Below are 19,705 nucleotides of genomic sequence, written 5' to 3'. Positions count from 1 at the left end.
CCGGGGTGACCCCCGGCTCGCCGTTCACGACCCGGGAGACCGTCTTCAGGCCGACGCCCGCCCGGGCGGCGACGTCCTTCATGGTGGGCCGGTTGCCGTAACGGGGCTCGGGGCGGGTGGTCTCGGCCACGATGCGGGAATCCTCCTCGGTGGGGCCACCGGCGGGCGCGGCCACCGGCGGATCATGCGCTCCCGACCGAGCATAGATCCTCGAAAACCTCGCCCGTCCGGCGCTTTCGGGTACGGGCCCGAGGCCGTCGCACGGGCCCGTGAGAACCTGATGCCCATGCCCACCGCGCCCGCCTCCCGCCCCGCCTCCGGACCCGCCTCCGGACCCGTCGTCGCCCTCGACGTCGGCGGCACCAAGATCGCCGGGGCGCTGGTCGACACCGAGGGGCGGATCCTGGCCCGCGCCCAGCGGCCGACCCCGGCGCGGGAGCACGCGGAGACCGTCTTCGGGCAGGTCGGCGCGGTGCTCGACGCCCTGGCGGCCTCCCCGTCCTGGGCGGCCGCCGAGGCCGTCGGCATCGGCAGCGCGGGCCCGGTCGACGCGGCCCGGGGCACCGTCAGCCCGGTCAACGTGCCCGGCTGGCGCGGCTTCCCCCTCGTCGAGCGGGTCCGCGCGCACGCCGGCGGCCGCCCTGTCACCCTCGTCGGCGACGGCGTCGCCATGACCGCCGCCGAGCACTGGCTCGGCGCCGCCCGCGGCCACGCCGACGCCCTCGGCCTCGTCGTCTCGACCGGTGTCGGCGGCGGCCTCGTCCTCGGCGGGCGTCTGCACCCCGGCCCCACCGGCAACGCCGGCCACATCGGCCACCTCAGCGTCGACCTCGACGGCGACCCCTGCGCCTGCGGCGGCCGGGGCTGTGTCGAACGCCTCGCCAGCGGTCCGCACATCGCCCGCCACGCCCTCGACGGCGGCTGGCGGCCGGGCCCCGACGGCGACGCCTCGGCCGCCGCGGTGGCCGAGGCCGCGCGCGCAGGCCACCCGGCGGCCCTGGCCGCCTTCGAGCGCGCCGCCCGTGCCCTCGCGGCCGGCATCGCCGCCACCGCACACCTCGTCGAGGTCGACATCGCGGTGATCGGCGGGGGAGTCGCCGGCGCCGGCGAGATCCTCTTCACCCCGCTGCGGCGCGCCCTCGCCGACTACGCCACGCTCTCCTTCGCCCGCGACCTGACCGTCGTCCCCGCCGCCACCGGCAGGGACGCGGGCCTCCTGGGCGCCGCCGCCGCGGCCCGCGCGCCGCGCTGAGCGGGAGCCGCGCCGACCGGGAGCCGCGCCGACCTCGCGGTGCGCCCCGCGCGGACCGCACGGGCGCCGCGCTCACTCGCGTACGGGAACGTCCCGGGGCTCCGCGCGCCGGGGAGCGCGCTGCTCCACCACGACCAGGAAGGCGTCCGACGCCAGGTCCATCACCACCCGGGCCGGCACCCCCTCCTCGCGGCACGCGCCCGCGTACTCCTCGGCGGGCCAGTGCCCTCGCGGCCCGCCCGCGGGAAACCGCTCCAGAACCGTACGGTCCATCTCCGCACCCCCTCGTGCTCGCGGTTCTCAACGACCTCCGGCCCCGAAGCGTTACGCGTCGGGGCCGGACGTGTGTTCGTGGTTTCCGTGGCAGGGTGTTGCGGGCAGGCCACAGGGGGCCGTCGATGAGGGGGGACTCGTGATCGTCTGGATCAACGGTGCTTTCGGCGCGGGCAAGTCGAGCACCGCGCGCGAGCTGGTCGGACTGCTCCCGCACAGCACCCTGTACGACCCCGAGGCGACCGGCGCCGCGCTGCGCCGGCTCCTCCCCGACAAGCGCCTCGCCGAGGTGGAGGACTACCAGGACCTGCCGATCTGGCGCCGGCTCGTGGTGGACACCGCGGCCGCCCTGTACGCCGAGGTGGGCGGCGTGCTCGTGGTCCCGATGACCCTCCTGAGGCAGGAGTACCGGGACGAGATCTTCGGCGGTCTCGCCGCCCGCCGCATCGATGTCCGGCATGTGCTCCTGGCACCTGAGGAAACGATCCTGCGCTCCCGGATCGACGGCCGCGCCGACTACGGCGACCCGGGCGTCGACGCCGACGTCCGCCGCTGGTGTCACGACCGTCTGCCGCCCTACCGGGAGGCCGCCGCCGGCTGGCTCGGCGCCGACGCCCACACCGTCGACAACTCGGCGCTCACCGTCGCGGAGACGGCCAGAGCCGTCGCCGACGCCGTCCAGGGCGGCCTCGCCGCGCCCTGCGGGATCGTCCAGACACCGGAACCGACCCGGGAGACCCTCGCCGCGGGCGTCCTCCTCTTCGACGACCAGGACCGCTTCCTGCTCGTCGATCCCACCTACAAGCCCGGCTGGGAGTTCCCCGGCGGCGTCGTCGAGGCCGGCGAGCCGCCCGCCCGCGCCGGGATGCGCGAGGTCGCCGAGGAGATCGGCCTCGAACTCGCCGCCGTCCCCCGGCTCCTCCTCGTCGACTGGGAACGCCCCCGGCCGCCCGGCTTCGGCGGCCTGCGCCTGCTCTTCGACGGCGGCCGGATCGCCGCCCACGACCGGGACCGGCTCCGGCTCCCCGGCGCCGAACTCCGCGCCTGGCGCTTCGTCACCGAGGCGGAGGCCGCCGACCTCCTCCCACCCGTCCGGTACGACCGCCTCCGCTGGGCCCTGCGCGCCCGGGAGCGCGGCACCGTGCTGAACCTGGAGGCGGGCGTACCGGTGGGCTGAGACCCGCCGTCAGAGCGCCAGGGGTCCCGCCGCCGCGGCCGCCGACAGCCGCTCCGCGGTGTCCTCCGTCACCGCGGGGCCGTGCCCGCAGCACAGCACCGACGGGCGCAGCTCCGCGAGCCGGCCCAGCGACTCCAGGGCCCGCGCGCGGTCCACGTGCATCACTCCGAAGGTCACCCCCTGCACCGAGGCCACGGTGTCGCCCGCGAAGAGCACACCGTGGCGGGGGAGATGGACCGCCATCGAACCGGGGGTGTGCCCGGGGACGTGGACCGCGACCGCCCCGTCCCCGAAGCCGAGCTCCTCGCCGTCCTCCACCTCCCGGTCCACCCGGGTCGGCGGCGCCTCGGGGCAGGTGAGGCCGTGATCCCAGATCGGCCGCTCCCACTCCAGGAGGTCGGGCAGGGGGATCGGCAGCTCGCCGCGCACGTACGGCGCGTCGAGCCGGTGGGCGAGGACCTCGGCGCCGTGCCGGTCGGCCAGCTCCTGCGCCGCGCCCACGTGGTCGCGGTGGGCGTGGGTGAGCACGATCCGGGCCAGCCGGTCCGGGTCGAGGCCCGCGCCGCGTATCGCCTCGGTCGTGGCGTCCGCCGCGCCGGCCCAGCCGGCGTCCACCAGGGTCAGTTCGCTGTCGTCGCGCCACAGGTACGCCTGCCCGATTCCGTAGTCGAGCAGGTGCAGCCGGGGCGTGACCGTGAGGGCTTCCATACGCCGAACGTACGCAAGGAGGCCCGCCCGCCGGGGCGTTCTACGCTCTCGGCGAGCTTCGCCCAGCGCGGAAACGGAAGACCGCCGGGGGCCGGTCGCGGCGGACCGGCCCCCGGCGGCCGTCGGAGCGTCAGGCCCGGCGCGCGTCCGCGTAGTTCGCCAGGAACAGCGCCTCGGCGACGGAGAGCCGCTCCAGTTCCTCCGGCGACACGGACTCGTTCACCGCGTGGATCTGCGCCTCCGGCTCGCTCAGGCCGATGAGCAGGATCTCCGCCTCCGGGTAGAGCGTGGCGAGCGTGTTGCACAGCGGGATCGAGCCGCCCATGCCGGCCGCCTGCATCTCCTGGCCCGGGTACGCCACCCGCATCGCCTCGGCCATCGACGCGTACGCCGGGCTGGAGGTGTCCGCCTGGAACGGCTGGCCCTGGCCGACCTGCTCCAGGGTCACCCGCGCGTTCCACGGCGTGTGCTTCTCGATGTGGGCGAAGAGCAGCTCGGTCGCCTTGGCCGCGTCCTGCCCGGGCCCCACCCGCAGGCTCATCTGGGCGCGCGCGGTGCGCGGGATCGACGGGGTGGCGCCCGCCACCGGGTGGCAGTCGATGCCGATGACGGTGACGGCCGGACGCGCCCAGATGCGGTCGGCGACCGACCCGGAGCCCGGCAGCTCCACGCCCGGCAGCACCTTCGCGTCGGCCCGGAACTGCTCCTCCGGGTACTGGAGGCCCTCCCACACGGCGTCCGCCGGCAGGCCGTCGATCACCGTCGAGCCGTCCTCCGCCCGCAGCGAGTCCAGCACTCTGATGAGCGCGGCGAGCGCGTCCGGCGCGGCCCCGCCGAACTGGCCCGAGTGGAGGTTGCCCTCCAGGGTGTCGATCTGCACCCGGATCATGGTCATGCCGCGCAGGGTCGCGGTCACCGTCGGCAGGCCGACGCGGAAGTTGCCCGCGTCGCCGATCACGATGGTGTCGGCGGCCAGCAGCTCGGGGTGCTGCTCCGCATACCGCTCCAGACCGCCGGTGCCCTGCTCCTCCGAGCCCTCGACGATCATCTTCACGGTCACCGGCACGCCGCCGTTGGCCTTGAGGGCCCGCAGCGCCAGCAGGTGCAGGATGAACCCGCCCTTGCAGTCGGCGGCGCCGCGGCCGTACCAGCGGCCGTCCTCGCGCTCCGTCAGCCGGAACGGCGGGGTCAGCCACGCCGACTCGTCGAGCTTCGGCTGCACGTCGTAGTGGGCGTAGAGGAGTACCGTCGGCGCGTCCGCCGGGCCCGGCAGAACGCCGTACACCGACTGCGAACCGTCCGGGGTGTCGAGCAGCGCCACGTCCTGGAACTCCTCGGCGCGCAGGGCGTCGGCGACCCAGCGCGCGGCGCCCTCGCACTCGCTGCGGGGCGCCACGGCCTCGTCCGCGACCGACTCGAAGGCGACCAGCTCCGTCAGCTCGGCCTTCGCGCGAGGCATCAGGGACCGGACGGTCTCGGCGATCGGATTCGGGGACATGGGCACGCTCCTCGTGGGTGCGACGTTGAGAGTCAGGGGAGCGAACGGCGTATCGGGTGGTACGGCGTTCGCACCGTCGATCCTACGACCGGGCTCCGGCCTACCGAGCCGTAGGATGCGGGAAGCAGACGCCGGTCGGATCAGGAGCAGAAGCACATCGTGAGCAGCGAGAACGCAGAGAACGCCGGTCCGGAGCCCATCGAGCCGCTCGCGCCCGGCGATCCCGCCGCGGCGGCCGGGCCGTCCGCCCCGTCGGCTGACGCGGCGACGGACGCGGCGACGGACGTTCCGGCGGATGCGGAGCCCGGTGCGGAGGTTGGTGCGGAGCCCGTCTCCGCGGACGACCAGGACCGGCCCGAGGTGTGGGACGTCGTGGTCGTCGGCGCCGGCCCGGCCGGTGCCTCGGCGGCGTACGCCGCGGCGGTCGCGGGCCGCCGGGTGCTGCTCCTGGAGAAGGCCGAGCTGCCCCGGTACAAGACCTGCGGCGGCGGCATCATCGGCCCCTCCCGCGACTCCCTGCCGCCCGGCTTCGAACTCCCCTTCCTGGACCGGGTGCACGCGGTCACCTTCTCCCTCGAAGGCCGCTTCGCCCGCACCCGCCGCTCGCGCCGGATGCTCTTCGGGCTCGTCAACCGGCCCGAGTTCGACGCCCAGCTCGTCGAGCACGCGCAGAAGGCCGGCGCCCAGCTGCGCACCGGCGCGACCGTCACCCGGGTGGAGCAGCACGGCCCGTCCGTGCCGGACCGGCGGACCGTCGCGGTGGTCCTCGCCGACGGCGAGACGGTGCTCGCGCGGGCCGTGGTCGGCGCGGACGGCAGCGCCAGCCGGATAGGGGCGCACGTCGGGGTGAAGCTCGGCCAGGTGGACCTGGGCCTGGAGGCGGAGATCCCGGTGCCGCCGTCGGTGGCGGAGGACTGGAAGGGCCGGATCCTCATCGACTGGGGCCCGATGCCGGGCAGTTACGGCTGGGTGTTCCCGAAGGGCGACACGCTCACGGTCGGCGTCATCTCGGCGCGCGGCGAGGGCGCGGCGACCAAGCGGTACCTGGAGGACTTCGTCGCCCGGCTCGGTCTCGCCGGCTTCGAGCCGTCGATCTCCTCCGGCCACCTCACCCGCTGCCGCACCGACGACTCCCCGCTCTCCCGTGGCCGGGTCCTGGTCTGCGGCGACGCCGCGGGCCTGCTCGAACCGTGGACCCGCGAGGGCATCTCGTACGCGCTCCGCTCCGGCCGGCTCGCGGGGGAGTGGGCGGTCCGGGTCGCGGAGGCGAGCGACGCGGTGGACGCCCGGCGCCAGGCGCTGAACTACGCCTTCGCGATCAAGGCGGGACTCGGGGTGGAGATGGCGGTCGGGCGGCGGATGCTCGCCGTCTTCGAGCGCCGCCCGGGGCTGCTGCACGCGGTGATCACGGGCGTGCGGCCGGCCTGGAAGGCGTTCGCGGACATCACCCGGGGCTCGGCCACGCTCGGCGGCATGGTCCGCTCGAACGGCCTGGCCCGGCGGGCCCTCGAAGTCCTCGACAAGCGCATGGACACGGAGTCCGGCGTCGGCCCGGCGGGCCGTGGGGTGACCCGGAAGGACGAGGAGGACGCCGCCGCTCCGGAAGAGGCGGCCGGGACGCTCTGACGACCGGGCGTCGCCGGGGTTACGAGGGTGGGTGCGGGCCAGGGGGCCGCGCCCACCCTCACGCGTGCGCGGCGGCCGTGATGCGGAACACGGGGTGCTTGTGCGCGATGGCGCGCAGCTCGTCGTCGGTGGAGTCCGGGCCGACACCGCCGAAGAAGACGCCGACCTCGGCCTTCCAGCGCTTGAGGTAGGCGCGCAGCACCGCCACCTTGGCGTCGTCGTCGCCGACCTCGGCCGCGGTGAACGGCTCGACCTGCTTGCCGAGGTGCAGCTCGCCGCCGCCGACCGCCCGCATGTTGCGGGTCCACTGGACGTGGCCCCGCGGGGCGACCAGGTAGCGCTCGCCGTCGAGGGTGAGCACGTTCACGGGGGTGGTCCGCCAGGCGCCGCTCTTGCGGCCCCGGACGGCGAGGATCCGCGAGCCCCAGACGCTGACGCCGCGGCGGGTCAGCCAGGCGACGGAGCGGTTGACGACGTGGACGGTGAACCAGCCGGGCTTCATGACGTGGGCGGTGGTCTCGGCGGACATCGGATCCTCCTGGAGGGGGTGGGCGTCGGCGGGGCCGGCGGGCGGGCGGACTGGTGCTGCTTGTGTGAGCACTGCTCTCGATTCGTACCGACCCCCTGAACCGTGAGCATTGCTCTCACTTGAGAACAGTCTGCACGGATCGCCGCTCACAAGCAAGAGCACCGCTCTCATTTCAGTGCGCCGCTCCGAACCGTGGCAGACTGCTCCCATGACCACCGTTCAAGGAGCCCGTGCCCGAGCCCGGGTCGAGATCACCGCCGCCATCAAGGACGAGGCCCGCCGGCAGCTCGCCGCCGAGGGCGCCGCCAAACTCTCGCTGCGCGCCGTCGCCCGCGAGCTCGGCATGGTCTCCTCGGCGCTCTACCGCTACTTCCCCAGCCGCGACGAGCTGCTGACGGCGCTCATCATCGACGCGTACGACTCCGTCGGCGCCGCCGCCGAGCAGGCCCACGCCGCGGCCGTCCGCGCGGCCCCCGCCGACCACCTCGTGCAGTGGACCGCCGTCTGCCGCGCCGTGCGCGTCTGGGCCCTCGCCCACCCCCACGAGTACGCCCTGATCTACGGCTCCCCGGTCCCCGGCTACACCGCCCCCCGGGACACCGTCGTTCCGGCCGGGCGCGTCGCCCTGCTCCTGGTGGGGACCGCGCGTGCCGCGTACGAGGCCGAGGGCGTCGCGCTTCCGCCGCTCCCGGACGTCCTCGCGCCGGAGGCGGAGCGGCTCGCCGCCGACGTGGCCCCCGACCTGCCGCCCGCGCTCGCCGTCGCCCTCGCCTCCGCGTGGGCGCAGCTCTTCGGCCTGGTCTCGTTCGAGGTCTTCGGCCAGTTCAACCGGGTCGTCGAGGACCGGGACGCCTTCTTCGCCGTCGCCGCCGAGCGCCTCGGCCGCGAGGCGGGCCTGCTCCCGCGGCCCTGACCGCCGACGGTGGATCCGGTCGCCGGTCGCCGGATCCGGTCGCCGGGGCCGGTCACGGCGTCCCGTCCGACCGGTGCGCGCGGCCGGTGCGTCCGGGGGCGAGGACCGGTCCGGCCGCGTCCGGCGGGTGGCCCCGATCATGGCAGACTCGGGCGCATGAACGGCAAGGCGACGACGACGCGTACTCGGCTGGACAGGGGGCGCAGCGCGCTCGGCCCCGCGCTGGAGCTGGTGCACACCGGCCGGGCGCCGACGCGGGCCGTCCTCACCGCGGAGCTCGGCGTCACCCGGGCCACCGCCGGTGCCGTCGCCGCCGAGCTGGAGGCCCTCGGGCTCATCCGGGTCGACTCCAACCCCGGGGCCGCCGCCGGTTCCCAGGGCCGGCCCTCGCACCGGCTCGCCGTCGACGAGAAGGGGCCCGTGGCGCTCGCCGCACAGGTCCACGCGGACGGGTTCCGGGCCGCGCTGATCGGCCTCGGCGGCACCCTCGTCGCCACCGTCCCGGGCTCGGTGACGGTCTCGGCCGACCCGGCGCAGGTCCTCGGCGCCGTCGTGGACGCGGGGGCGGCGCTGCTTCGCGAGAGCGGACGCCGCTGCGTCGGCGCCGGCCTCGCCGTGCCGTCCGCGGTCGCCGAGCCCGAGGGCACCGCGCTCAACCCGCTCCACCTGGCCTGGCCGGCCGGGGCGCCCGTCCGGGAGATCTTCGCCGAGCGGATCCGGGCCGCCGGCATCGAGGGCCCGGCCTTCACCGCCAACGACGTCAACCTCGCCGCGCTCGCCGAGCACCGGCACGGCGCCGGGCGCGGGGCCCGCGACCTGCTGTGCGTGGCGACCGGACACCGGGGCGTCGGCGGGGCGCTCGTCCTCGACGGGCGGCTGCACACGGGCAGTTCGGGGCTCGCCCTGGAGGTGGGCCATCTGACGGTCCATCCGGAGGGCCGCCCCTGCCACTGCGGCGGCCGCGGCTGCCTGGACGTGGAGACCGACCCGCTCGCCTTCCTCACGGTGGCCGGCCGGGCGCCGGGTCCCGAGGTGTCCCTGCTCCAGCAGGCCCGCGACCTGCTGCGGACCGCACCGGACGACCCGGGCGTGCGGGCGGCGGTGGCGGAGCTGATCGACCGTCTCGGCCTGGGCCTCGCCGGCCTGGTGAACATCCTCAACCCGGACCGGATCATCCTCGGCGGCCTCCACCGCGAGCTGCTCGACGCCGACCCGGAGCGGCTGCGCGCGGTCGTCGCCGACCGGAGCCTGTGGGGCCGCAGCGGCGGCGTCCCGATCCTCCCCTGCACCCTGGACCACAACAGCCTGGTGGGCGCGGCCGAACTGGCCTGGCAGCCGGTCCTCGACGACCCCCTGACCGCCCTGGCCGGCGCCCCCGCCTGACCGGGGCGGACCCCACGGAAAAGGAGGTGGGCGTCCGGGGCGCGGACGGGTAACGTCCCCGTTCATGATCTCTTCCGACGCCCCGCTCCCGCCCCGCCTGGGCAGCCTCACCTTCCACGGCCCGCTCTCCGAGGAGCGGGCCGGGCGGCTGGTCCGCCGCATCGCCGACTCCGGTCCGGCCGACGTCCTCGACATCGGCTGCGGCTGGGGCGAGTTGCTGCTGCGGATCCTCGACGCCGCCCCCGGTGCCAAGGGCGTCGGCATCGACATCAACGCCGAGGACCTCGCCCGCGGCCGGGGGCTCGCGGCGGAACGCGGGCTCGCCGACCGCACCACGTTCGTCGAGGAGTCCGCCCGCGGCAGCGAGCGCGGCCCCGTCGACGCGATCCTCTGCCTCGGCTCCAGCCAGGCGCTGTGCGACCCGGAGCTGCCGCTCGACCCGGCGGAGGCGCTGCGCGAGCTGCGCCGCCTCGTGCGGCCCGGCGGCGTGGTCGTGCTCGGCGAGGGCTTCTGGGAGCGCACCCCGACCGAGGCGGAGCTCGCCGGGATGTGGCCCGGCGCGAGCACCGGCGACCACCTTCCGCTGGGGGAGCTCGTCGACCTGGCGATCGCGGCGGGGTTCCGCCCGGCGTGGATCGAGACGGCGAGCCGCGAGGAGTGGGAGCACTTCGAGTCCGGCTACCGGTACGACACCGAGCTCTGGCTCGCCGCCCACCCGGACCACCCGCTGGCCGCCGAGACCCGCGAGCGGGTCGACCGGCAGCGCTCCGGCTGGCTGAACGGCTACCGGAACGTCCTCGGCATCGCGTACCTGACGCTGGTCGCCACCGCCTGACACCCGGCCTCCGACATCCGGGCGCCGACGGCCACCCGGCCTCCGACACCCGGGCGCCTGACACCCACCCGACACCCGGGCGCCTGACACCCACCCGGCGCCCGGGCTCAGGCGCGGGCGCCGCTCGCGGCGAGCGCCGGGGTCTCCGCGGGCGTGCCCAGGGGGACGCCCGCGAGCCGGCTGTACGAGACGATCGGGGCGAGCGGCACCGCGTCGAACCCGAGCCCGAAGCCGAACCCCGCCTCGGCGCCGGCCGCGGCCGGTCCGTCGGCGGACGGCGGCGCCGTCAGGGTGAACCAGACGACCTTGCCGCTCGCGCCCCGCGGGCGGACGCCCCAGCTGTCGCTGAGCGCCCCGACGATGGCGAGGCCGCGCCCCGAGGTGGCGAGCGCCTCCGGCTCGTCCCACGGGTCGAGGAAGGCCGACTCGGTCGCCACCGGTATCCGGGGGTCGTTGTCCCGGACCGAGACGGTCAGCCGGTCGAGCAGGAGTTCCAGCTCGACGGTGCACTCCTTGTCGGGCTGCGCATGGCGGTGCACATTGCTCAACAGCTCGGTCACTCCCAGTTGGACGGGATCGACCAGAGCGTCGAGGCTCCAATGGCGCAGATGGGCGGCGACGATCCTGCGGATCTGACCGATCCGCGACGGCAGGGCCTGGAGCTCCACCGCGTAAAACCTGCTCGGCTCGCTGATCACGGCTGCGACTCCCCGAAGTAGTCCTGAGAAACGGAGATTCGGATCTGTCCTGCGGTACATCAGGGGCGGCGCACTGAGCACAGTGTCACCACCGTTGAACCCTCAGTGAGGTGGTTCCAGCGTGAACCACCCGTGACCGCGCCGCAACCCGCCGCGAGCCGCCCCAGGTCAGCGCCCCGACGAGCCGGTCACCTGCCGCCGCCCGCCCGCCTGAGCGCGGCGAGGAAGCGCCCCGCCTGCTCGACGTCCCGGGCGTCGTCCTCCCCGGCGGCGTCCATGGTCAGCCGGTAGCGCGTGCCGTTCACCGTCGCCACCGTCTCGTCGCCCTTCGCGAACCACGGGCGGCCCGCCCGCACCGCCTTGACGGGCGCGCTGTCGATCTCGGAGCCGTAACTCGTGAGCAGCGCGAGCCGGCCGTCCTCGATGCGGACCTCCCCGGCCCGGGTCAGCGAGCGCGGCCACCGCGCGATCCGTACGCCCCTGGCGCTGAACTCCGGCTCCGCCATGCCGATCCACCCCTTCCGACTGCCCGTCCCTCCCAGTGTGCCGGGCCGTCGGCGCGGACGCCAGGGCCCCCGCGCAGGTGTTCCCCAAGGCGTTCCTATGGAGCGTCAAAGTGAACGTTTGCCCAGGTCGGAGCGGTATCGTCGGCAGCGGGAAGCCGGGTTCCGACCCGGCGGGACAGCGAGGAGAGAACCGTTGAGCACCGCCCCCAGCACCACCCCCCACGGCGGCGAGGCGATGGCCACCGTGGACGTCGACCGCACCGACCCGGCGTACCGCACCTGGCTGAAGGAGGCCGTCCGCAAGGTCCAGGCGGACGCCAACCGCTCCGCCGACACCCACCTCCTGCGCTTCCCGCTCCCCGAGAAGTGGGGGATCGACCTCTACCTCAAGGACGAGTCCACCCACCCGACCGGCAGCCTCAAGCACCGCCTCGCCCGCTCGCTCTTCCTGTACGCGCTCTGCAACGGCTGGATCCGGCCCGGCAAGCCCGTCATCGAGGCGTCCAGTGGCTCGACCGCCGTCTCGGAGGCGTACTTCGCGAAGCTCATCGGCGTCCCCTTCGTCGCCGTGATGCCCCGCACCACCAGCCCCGAGAAGTGCCGGCTCATCGAATTCCACGGCGGCCAGTGCCACTTCGTCGACGACTCGCGCACGATGTACGAGGAGGCGGCGGCGCTCGCGGCGCGCACCGGCGGCCACTACATGGACCAGTTCACCTACGCCGAGCGGGCCACCGACTGGCGCGGCAACAACAACATCGCCGAGTCGATCTACCAGCAGCTCCGCCTGGAGCGGTACCCCGAGCCGGCCTGGATCGTCGCCACGGCCGGCACCGGCGGCACCTCCGCCACCATCGCCCGCTACGTCCACTACACCCAGCAGAACACCCGGATCTGCGTCGCCGACCCGGAGAACTCCTGCTTCTTCGACGGCTGGGTGCACCACGACCCCGACGCCACCTCCGACTGCGGCTCCCGCATCGAGGGCATCGGCCGGCCCCGGATGGAGCCCAGCTTCGTGCCCGGCGCCATCGACCGCATGATGAGGGTCCCGGACGCGGCGAGCGTGGCCGCCGTCCGGGCCCTGGAGGGCGCGATCGGGCGGAAGGCGGGCGGCTCCACCGGCACCGGCCTGTGGAGCGCCCTCAAGATCGTCGCGGAGATGGTCGCCGAGGAGCGCACCGGCAGCGTGGTCACCCTCCTGTGCGACCCGGGCGACCGCTACCTCGACAAGTACTACTCGGACGCCTGGCTCGCGGAGCAGGGCCTCGACATCGCCCCGTACGCCGCCGCTATCGAGCGCTTCCTGGCGACGGGCGTCTGGCCGGAGTGAGCCGCCGGTCCAGCGCGGCGGCGGCGCGCCGGAAGGAGAGCCCCAGGCCCGGGGAGGCGAGCCGCAGCCCCGCGCGGAACGCCGCGGGACCGTCGGCGGCCATCGTCCAGAGCAGCCGGGTCCCGGTGCCGTCCGGCGCCAGGGCCCACTCCTCGGCCAGCGCGGAGACCGCGGGCGCGTTGGTGAGGTCCACCCGGTAGGCGTAGCGCAGGTCCGGCTCGGAGGCGAGGATGGTCTCCTCGAACCGGATCCCGCCGCGCAGGCGGATCGTCCGGCGCGCCCCGTCGTCGAGCGGGACGGCCGAGGCGACGGGGGTGAACCAGGCGGGCAGGCTGCCCACTTCCACCGCGATCGAGCGGTAGACCGCCGAAGGCGGCGCCTGGAGGGCGGCCTCGAAGGCGAGGCGGACGGGCGCGTTGGCGGTGAAGCCGAGCTCCACCGGCCGCAGTCGGCGCTGCATGGACCGGACCTCCCGGATGAGTGGAAGAAGCACCCTAGCTGACAGTGCGTCAGCGCGAAAGTCCGTTCGAGGAACGGCTGTCGGGGGATCGCCGGCGGGGGTATGGGGCGTCACCGTCCGGGCGCGCGCCCCCGCCGGACGGCGCCGGACCCTTCACCGCCCGCCCCCGGGGTCCGCGGCCAGCAGGCCGTCCAGCGCCCGGCCGAACACCACCCGCCCCGCCCGCGCCAGCACCCCGTCGAAGACGCGCGGCAGCCCCCGCACCGCCAGGTCCTCGGTCCACACCACCCGGGTGCCGCCGGCCTCCGGAGCCACCTCGATCTCGGCCCAGCCCCGTACGAGCCGCCCGTACTTCTCCAGTCGGCACAGCCCGGGCCGGTCCGCGTGCGGCGGCTCCCAGCGGACCACCTCCATCGGATCGTCGAAGCCCAGCGGGCCGAGCCCGGTGCGCGCCGTGAAACGGGTCCCGGCCCGGCTCGGGCCGGACGTCAGGACCGTCGTCCGCGTCAGCGGCACCCGCCGGCCGTGCGCCGGCCAGTCCGTCAGCCGCCGCCACGCCTCCGCCGGAGGCAGCGGCACCGCCCGCACCACCCGGAAGCGGCTCACGCCGCCGTCTCGCCGGCCACCAGCAGCCCCGGCACGTGCTCGGCGACCTCGGCCCGCAGCTCCGCGGCCATCCCCCGGTCGGTCACCCAGGTGTCCACCTCGTCGAGGGTCCCGAAGGAACTCAGGCCCACTGTCCCCCACTTGGTGTGGTCGGCGACCACGACCACCCGGCGCGCCGACCGGATCAGGCAGCCGTTCGTCTCCGCCTCCGCGAGGTTCGGCGTCGACAGGCCCGCCTCCACCGACAGACCGTGCACGCCCAGGAAGAGCAGGTCGAAGTGGAGCGAGCGGACCGCCCGGTCCGCCACCGGCCCCACCAGCGCGTCCGACGGCGTCCGTACCCCGCCCGTCAGCACCACCGTCGCCGCCCGCCGGCCCTCGCCGGACGTCTGGCGCGCCTCGTGGAAGACGTCCGCCACGCGGACCGAGTTCGTCACCACGGTCAGGTCCGGCACGTCGAGGAGCTGCCGCGCCAGCGCGTACGTCGTCGTCCCGCCCGACAGCGCGATCGCCGAACCCGGCAGCACCAGCGCCGCCGCCTCGCGCGCGATCTCGTCCTTCGCGCTCGGCTCCAGCACCGACTTCGCCTCGAACCCCGGCTCGTGCGTGCTCGGATCCGTCACCGGCACGGCCCCGCCGTGCACCTTCGCGACCATGCCCTGCCGGGCCAGCGCGTCCAGGTCGCGGCGGATCGTCATGTCCGAGACGCCGAGCCGACGGGTCAGTTCGTTCACCCGTACGCCGCCGCGCCGCCGCACCTCGTCGAGGATCAGGGCGCGCCGCTGCTCCGCGAGGAGGTTCTGATTGTCAGTCACCGCCGGGGCCGGTCCTTCCGCAGGAGACGAGGGGATGGCTGTCGGATTCGGTGAGAGACCGTGCGCGGGCACACGGTCGTCCGCGATCCTGGAGCCGACGTCGCATCCTCCCACTCCCGAGAGGAGGACTCCTAAGTGTCCCCTGCCACACCCGCCCCGGAGCACGGGGGCGCGGCGCTCGAACTCCTCGTCCACGGAGTCGGCGGCGCCACCCCCCAGTCGATGCTGGACGACCCCAGGACCGTACGGGTCACCGGCGACGAGACCGCCGCCGTGCACCGGCGCGCCGAGGACCTCGACGCCGAGGACCACCCCGGGCGGTACGCCGCCCGGCCGGTGCCGGAGGCGTACGTCTGGTCGCACCTCACCTCGGGCGACGGCGCCCGCGCCCTCTGGCTGCTGCTCCTGCCGTTCATGGTGGTCAACCTCGCGCACTGGATGCGCCCGCCCGCCGCCGGCCGCCCCGGACTCGTCCGGCTCTACGGCGTCCTCGTCCGCCTCCTCGCCCTCACGCTCACCGCGCTGCTCACCGCCGCCGCCTGCGAGGTCGCCCTCGACCTGACGGCCTGGCAGTGCGCCGGGACCGCCGGCTGCGCCGACGGGCGCGCCTGGCTCGGCTTCCTCGCCGCCGACCGGGGCGGCTGGTGGTCGGGGCCCGGCCGCCGGCTCGCCCTCGCCGCCGTCCTCCCGGCCGCCCTCGTCGGCCTCCTCTGGTACCTCTCCCACCGCACCTGGAGCGCCTACGAGGCCCAGCGCCCGCCCACCGACGAGGCCCCGCCCGGGCCCGTACCGCCCGGATCCGGGGCCCCCGGGCCCGTACCGCCCGAGGACCCGCGGCCCGCGCTCGGACGGCCCGGATTCTGGTACGGGAGGCGGCTCGTCGCCCGGCTGCGCGCCGCGCACACCGTCGCCGGCCTCCTCACCGTCGCCGGCGCCCTCGCCGCCGCGCCCGCCCGCCACGACACCGGCGCCCTCGCCGCGACCGGACTCGCCCTGCGGGCCGCCCTCCTGGCGGTCGCCGCCGTCGTCCTGTGGTCGGTCTGCGCCCGCGGCCGCAGCGAACGCCGGCTCGACCAGCGCGTCGAGAGCGCCCTCTTCACCCGGCTGCCCACCGCCGCGCTCGTCCTGCTCGCGCTGACCGCCCTGCACACCGCCTGGGACCGGCCCGGCTGGACCTCCGCCGGCACCCTCCCCGGGAACGCCGCCTTCGGGGCGCTCACCCTCGCCCAGGGCGGGCTCGTCGTCGCCCTCGGCGCCGTCGCCCTGCTGCTCCAGCGGCCCCGGCGCGATCCCCGCACCGCCCTCGCCGGACTCGGCGGACCGGCCACCGCCATGCTGGCCTGCGCCCTGGGCGGCGTCATGTCGGGCGGCGTCGCCCAGTGGGTCGCCGACCGCCTCGGCGACTCCGGTCCCCTCGCCGGCCCGCCCGTCCTCCTCAGCTGGCAGGCGTCCGCCATCCCGGTGCTGCTCCTGCTGCTGCTCGTGCCCGCCGCCCTCCTCGGCGTCAGGACCGTCCTTGCGACCCGCCGGCTGCGGGCCGCCGTCGAGGCGGACTACGCCGGCGAGCACCCCGACCCGGTGCGTACCGGCCAGATCGCCACCAGCCGCGCCCGAGCCTCGCTCACCGACTCCGCGCCCGTCCTGATCGGCGTCGTCTCCGGCACCGCGCTGCTGCTCGGCGCGGCCTCCGTCGCCGGGGCCTGGGCCAGCGGAGAGGTCCCGGGCAGCGCCTTCTCCGGCGCCCACCCGGCGATCGCCGCCCTCGCCTCCACCACCCAGGAGCTCGGCTCCTGGATGATCGGCTTCGGCTTCCTGCTCTTCGTCACCTGGGGCCGCCGCGCCTACCGTGACGCCTCCGCCCGCCGCACCATCGGCATCCTCTGGGACGTCGGCACCTTCTGGCCGCGCGCCGCCCATCCCTTCGCGCCGCCCTGCTACGCCGAGCGGGCCGTGCCCGACCTCACCTGGCGGATGAGCTCCTGGACCCGGCACTCCGGCGGCCGGCTCGTCATCTCCGGCCACTCCCAGGGCAGCGTCCTCGCCGCCGCGGCCGTCTGGCAGCTGCCGTCCGCGACCCGGGCGCGCGTCGCCCTCCTCACGTACGGCTCCCCGCTGGAACGGCTCTACGGCCGCTGGTTCCCCGCCTACTTCGGCCCCGAAGCGCTGCGCGGACTGCACCGCGCCGTGCACTGCTGGACCAATCTGCACCGCGCCACCGACCCCATCGGCGGCCCCGTCCGCGTCCCCGCCGAGGACGGCCGTCCGCCCGTCGACGCGCCGGTGCTGCTCGACCCGGTCGCTTACGGACGCACCCGCGCCCACCCGCTGCCCGAACCGGTCCTCGGCCACTCCGACTACCAGGCCGACCCGGCCTTCGCGGCCTGCCGGTCCGACCTCCTCGACCGGCTGCCGCCCGCCCTGCCCCGCCAGCGCACGGCTGACGGGACGGCGGATCAGGGGAGTTCGGGCAGGTCCTCCGGATAGAGCAGGGTCAGGTCGTCGGTGCTCGCCTCCGCGAGCACCGCGACCCGGCCCGCGTGCCGCTCCACCATCGACTCGAAGGTCTGCCGCGCGGTGCGCCCGTTGCCGAACGCCGGCCCCTTCGGCAGCTTCTCGAAGTACCTCAGGAGGGCGTCGTCCGCGCCCTCCGCCAGCCGGTACTCGTGCTCGTCCGTCTGCTGCCGCACGATCCGCAGCAGCTCCTCCGGCGTGTAGTCGCCGAAGCTGATGGTCCGTGAGAAACGGGACGCCACACCGGGGTTGACGGTGAGGAAGCGCTCCATCTCGGCGGTGTACCCGGCGACGATCACCACCACCGCGTCCCGGTGGTCCTCCATCAGCTTCACCAGCGTGTCGATCGCCTCGCGTCCGAAGTCCCGCCCCGAGTCCTCCGGCGACAGCGCGTACGCCTCGTCCACGAACAGCACCCCGCCGCGCGCCCGGTCGAACGCCTCCTGCGTGCGGATCGCGGTCGACCCGATGTGCTCGCCGACCAGGTCGACCCGGGAGACCTCCACGAGGTGACCGCGCTCCAGGACGCCGAGCGAGGCGAGGATCTCGCCGTAGAGGCGGGCGACGGTGGTCTTGCCGGTGCCCGGGTTGCCGGTGAAGACGAGGTGGCGGCGGACCGAGGCGGCCTTCAGCCCCGCCTCCTGCCGCTTGCGGCCCACCTCGATCATGTTGGTGAGCGTCCGCACCTCGTGCTTCACGCTGTCCAGGCCGACCAGCGCGTCCAGCGCCCCGAGCACGTCGTCCGAGGAGCGCGGAGCCGGGACCGGCACGGTGGCCGGGGCCGCCGGGGCGGGGGCGGCGGCGGTACGCGCGGGGGGATAGGCGCCGAGCAGGCCGGGGGAGTGCTGGACGGCCGTCAGGGCCGGGGCCGGAGCCGCCGCGGCGGCCGCCGGAGGGGTCCGCACGGCGCTCTCGTCGCCGGTGCAGTCCTCCACGACGGGCCCGTCGTCGGGGAACTCGTACCCGCCCCGCGCGCACCGCTCGGTCCGGCAGCGGCGCAGCACCGTCCGGCAGCCGTCCATCACGTGGAAGCCGTAGCCGCCGCTGCCCGTGACCCGGCAGCCGAGGAAGGTGCCCCGGCCCTCCGCCGACACGTAGAAACCGGCCTCGGCGGGGGAGGTGACGACACAGCGCTCGACCGTGGGGTCCGCGCCCTTGGTGACGATGACGCCCGTCTGCACGGTGTCCACGGTGCAGTTGGCCAGGGTGCCGCCGCTGCCGTGGTCGCGGAACCACGCCCCGGTGGACGCCTCCTTGATCCGGCAGTCGTCCAGCTGGGCGGTGGCGCCGTCGCTCACCGACACGGCGGTGTTCCGCACCTGCGTGAGGTCGCTGTCCACGACGTCCACCCGGGAACCCCGGTCGAGCACGAACAGCGCGTCCGGCACGTCGTGCACCCGGCACGCGTCGAGCACGGCGCTCGCCCCGTCGCTCACCCACACCGCCGGATAGTCGCCGGTGCTGTCGTGGATCTCGCACTGGTGGGCGTCCACGCGCGTGCCCGGGTCCCACACCGACAGACCGTTGCGCCCGAAGCGGCGCACGGTCGACCGGGTGAGCGTCAGCACCGAACGCGACCGCAGGTCCACGGCGTTCTCCGGCACGTCGTGGATGTCGCAGTCGGAGAGCGTGAGCACGGCGTCGGTGTCCAGGGTGACGCCGTCGGCCGAGGTGCGGTGCACGGAGGAGTCCACGAGGTGCGCGGTGGCGCGGCCCGCGATCTGGAGCCCGGCGCCCTTGATCTCGTACACCTCGCAGCCGACGCCCTCCAGGCCGCTTCCCTCACCGGTGACGGCGATGCCGGCGCCGGAGGCGTGGTGCACCCGGCACCGTTCGAGCCGGGGGTGCGCCCCGCCGCGCACGGCCACCCCGGCCTGCCCGGCCGCGACGACCTCGCACTCCTCGAAGACCCCGCCGGCGCCGTCGACCGCCGCGATGCCGACGCCCGCCGGATTGTCCACCGTGCAGCGCCGGGCCGTCGGCCTGGCCTGCCCGCGCACCTCGATCCCGGCGGCCGAGCGGGTCATGATCCGCAGGTCGAGCAGTTCGGGCGTGCCGTCCTCGACGAGCAGCGCCGGCGCCGCCACGTCCTGGCCCTCGATGTGCAGATCCTGCACGATCGCCGAGGCGCGCAGCGTCAGCGGCACCCCGTCCGGGGGCGCGATCCGCACCGGCCCGGCCCCGTCCTCCGGCCCCCGCAGCGTCACCGCCCGGGTCACCACGAGGTTCTCGCGGTACGTGCCCGGCGCGACGGTGAGGACATCGCCGTCTCCGGCGGCCTCCAGCGCGGCGGCGAGGGAGGCGTACTCGCCCGTGCGGCGCCGCCACCGCGACGTGCCGGTGTGCGTCACCTGGACCGTGCCCTGTGCCATGGGTGTGCTCTGCCCCCGCCTCGTGCCGTCGACGCTGAACCGGATCCAGGATCCGATGCATGGGATCCGACGTAACGCATCCTGGATCCAATACAACGGATCCTGGATCCGACCTACGGGATCCGATGTACCGGATCCGATGTACAGGATCCGATGTACAGGATCCGGTGTACTCGGGATCCGGTGTACTCGGGATCCGGCGTATTGGAT

At 75.4% G+C, this 19,705-nt stretch carries 19 protein-coding genes; 8 read left to right on the top strand and 11 right to left on the bottom strand.

Going from position 1 to position 19,705, the window contains the following annotated elements; genetic code table 11:
• A partial coding sequence (locus AB0E19_RS33530) for a LacI family DNA-binding transcriptional regulator (protein ID WP_362187131.1) occupies nucleotides 1-130 on the bottom strand: 130 nt, incomplete at its 3' end.
• A gap of 156 nt (nucleotides 131-286) precedes the next feature.
• Here AB0E19_RS33530 and AB0E19_RS33525 point away from each other — a divergent pair.
• Nucleotides 287-1,252, top strand: a complete 966-nt coding sequence (locus AB0E19_RS33525; RefSeq protein WP_362187123.1) for an ROK family protein — start codon at nucleotides 287-289, stop codon at nucleotides 1,250-1,252.
• A gap of 72 nt (nucleotides 1,253-1,324) precedes the next feature.
• Here AB0E19_RS33525 and AB0E19_RS33520 read toward each other — a convergent pair whose 3' ends face one another.
• Nucleotides 1,325-1,525 (bottom strand): hypothetical protein, encoded by a 201-nt coding sequence (locus AB0E19_RS33520; RefSeq protein WP_362187120.1) that lies wholly within the window; start codon nucleotides 1,523-1,525, stop codon nucleotides 1,325-1,327.
• A 139-nt stretch (nucleotides 1,526-1,664) separates the two neighbouring features.
• Here AB0E19_RS33520 and AB0E19_RS33515 point away from each other — a divergent pair, with 139 nt between their 5' ends.
• Nucleotides 1,665-2,702 carry an NUDIX domain-containing protein gene (locus AB0E19_RS33515; protein WP_362187117.1) on the top strand — a complete coding sequence of 346 codons (1,038 nt, stop codon included), beginning with the start codon at nucleotides 1,665-1,667 and terminating at the stop codon, nucleotides 2,700-2,702.
• Nucleotides 2,703-2,711: 9 nt separating this feature from the next.
• On the opposite strand, the gene AB0E19_RS33510 is transcribed toward AB0E19_RS33515, so the two are convergent.
• Together AB0E19_RS33510 and AB0E19_RS33505 are read right to left on the bottom strand one after the other, a co-directional pair.
• Nucleotides 2,712-3,410, bottom strand: coding sequence for an MBL fold metallo-hydrolase (locus tag AB0E19_RS33510; RefSeq protein ID WP_362187114.1), 699 nt, complete (start codon nucleotides 3,408-3,410; stop codon nucleotides 2,712-2,714).
• A 130-nt stretch (nucleotides 3,411-3,540) separates the two neighbouring features.
• Nucleotides 3,541-4,908, bottom strand: a complete 1,368-nt coding sequence (locus AB0E19_RS33505; protein WP_362187111.1) for a dipeptidase — start codon at nucleotides 4,906-4,908, stop codon at nucleotides 3,541-3,543.
• A gap of 360 nt (nucleotides 4,909-5,268) precedes the next feature.
• Between AB0E19_RS33505 and AB0E19_RS33500 the strand changes: the two genes are divergently transcribed.
• Nucleotides 5,269-6,534, top strand: coding sequence for a geranylgeranyl reductase family protein (locus tag AB0E19_RS33500; protein WP_362187128.1), 1,266 nt, complete (start codon nucleotides 5,269-5,271; stop codon nucleotides 6,532-6,534).
• A 58-nt stretch (nucleotides 6,535-6,592) separates the two neighbouring features.
• Here the strand turns inward: AB0E19_RS33500 and AB0E19_RS33495 are convergent, their stop codons facing one another.
• Nucleotides 6,593-7,063: a nitroreductase/quinone reductase family protein gene (locus tag AB0E19_RS33495; protein ID WP_362187108.1), complete on the bottom strand. Its 471-nt coding sequence runs from the start codon at nucleotides 7,061-7,063 to the stop codon at nucleotides 6,593-6,595.
• Between the two features lie 208 nt (nucleotides 7,064-7,271).
• Between AB0E19_RS33495 and AB0E19_RS33490 the strand changes: the two genes are divergently transcribed.
• The 3 genes from AB0E19_RS33490 (at nucleotide 7,272) to AB0E19_RS33480 (ending at nucleotide 10,194) form a co-directional block, all read left to right on the top strand.
• Entirely contained in the window at nucleotides 7,272-7,976 is a 705-nt protein-coding gene (locus AB0E19_RS33490) for a TetR/AcrR family transcriptional regulator (protein ID WP_362187105.1), read from the top strand.
• Nucleotides 7,977-8,132: 156 nt separating this feature from the next.
• A complete protein-coding gene (locus AB0E19_RS33485; RefSeq protein WP_360610400.1) occupies nucleotides 8,133-9,359 on the top strand; it encodes an ROK family protein in 1,227 nt (408 codons plus the stop codon).
• A 64-nt stretch (nucleotides 9,360-9,423) separates the two neighbouring features.
• Nucleotides 9,424-10,194, top strand: a complete 771-nt coding sequence (locus AB0E19_RS33480) for a methyltransferase (protein ID WP_362187101.1) — start codon at nucleotides 9,424-9,426, stop codon at nucleotides 10,192-10,194.
• Between the two features lie 107 nt (nucleotides 10,195-10,301).
• Here AB0E19_RS33480 and AB0E19_RS33475 read toward each other — a convergent pair whose 3' ends face one another.
• Entirely contained in the window at nucleotides 10,302-10,892 is a 591-nt protein-coding gene (locus AB0E19_RS33475; protein ID WP_362187098.1) for an ATP-binding protein, read from the bottom strand.
• A gap of 188 nt (nucleotides 10,893-11,080) precedes the next feature.
• Entirely contained in the window at nucleotides 11,081-11,398 is a 318-nt protein-coding gene (locus tag AB0E19_RS33470) for a hypothetical protein (RefSeq protein WP_362187095.1), read from the bottom strand.
• A 235-nt stretch (nucleotides 11,399-11,633) separates the two neighbouring features.
• Between AB0E19_RS33470 and AB0E19_RS33465 the strand changes: the two genes are divergently transcribed.
• Nucleotides 11,634-12,731 carry a PLP-dependent cysteine synthase family protein gene (locus tag AB0E19_RS33465; protein ID WP_360610453.1) on the top strand — a complete coding sequence of 366 codons (1,098 nt, stop codon included), beginning with the start codon at nucleotides 11,634-11,636 and terminating at the stop codon, nucleotides 12,729-12,731.
• On the opposite strand, the gene AB0E19_RS33460 is transcribed toward AB0E19_RS33465, so the two are convergent.
• From AB0E19_RS33460 to AB0E19_RS33450, 3 genes are all read right to left on the bottom strand, one after another.
• The gene (locus AB0E19_RS33460; protein WP_362187092.1) at nucleotides 12,691-13,191 is read right to left on the bottom strand and encodes an SRPBCC family protein; all 501 of its coding nucleotides are present in this window, start codon (nucleotides 13,189-13,191) and stop codon (nucleotides 12,691-12,693) included. The genes AB0E19_RS33465 and AB0E19_RS33460 overlap by 41 nt on opposite strands.
• 153 nt (nucleotides 13,192-13,344) lie before the next feature.
• Complete coding sequence (locus AB0E19_RS33455; protein WP_362187089.1) at nucleotides 13,345-13,797, bottom strand: SRPBCC family protein; 453 nt, start codon at nucleotides 13,795-13,797, stop codon at nucleotides 13,345-13,347.
• A complete protein-coding gene (locus AB0E19_RS33450; RefSeq protein ID WP_362187086.1) occupies nucleotides 13,794-14,612 on the bottom strand; it encodes a DeoR/GlpR family DNA-binding transcription regulator in 819 nt (272 codons plus the stop codon). The genes AB0E19_RS33455 and AB0E19_RS33450 overlap by 4 nt, the downstream gene beginning before the upstream one ends.
• A gap of 135 nt (nucleotides 14,613-14,747) precedes the next feature.
• Here AB0E19_RS33450 and AB0E19_RS33445 point away from each other — a divergent pair, with 135 nt between their 5' ends.
• On the top strand, nucleotides 14,748-17,096 hold the full coding sequence (locus AB0E19_RS33445; protein ID WP_362187083.1) for a hypothetical protein: 2,349 nt from the start codon (nucleotides 14,748-14,750) through the stop codon (nucleotides 17,094-17,096).
• On the opposite strand, the gene AB0E19_RS33440 is transcribed toward AB0E19_RS33445, so the two are convergent.
• Nucleotides 17,066-19,495, bottom strand: a complete 2,430-nt coding sequence (locus tag AB0E19_RS33440; protein ID WP_362187080.1) for a right-handed parallel beta-helix repeat-containing protein — start codon at nucleotides 19,493-19,495, stop codon at nucleotides 17,066-17,068. The two genes, AB0E19_RS33445 and AB0E19_RS33440, sit on opposite strands and share 31 nt — an antisense overlap.
• Nucleotides 19,496-19,705 lie beyond the last annotated feature (210 nt).

The sequence above is a fragment of the Streptomyces sp. NPDC047974 genome (assembly GCF_040653375.1).
Lineage (GTDB): Bacteria > Actinomycetota > Actinomycetes > Streptomycetales > Streptomycetaceae > Streptomyces.
The sequence above is the reverse complement of the archived record's forward strand: the minus strand, read 5'-3'. Positions and strand labels throughout refer to the sequence as shown.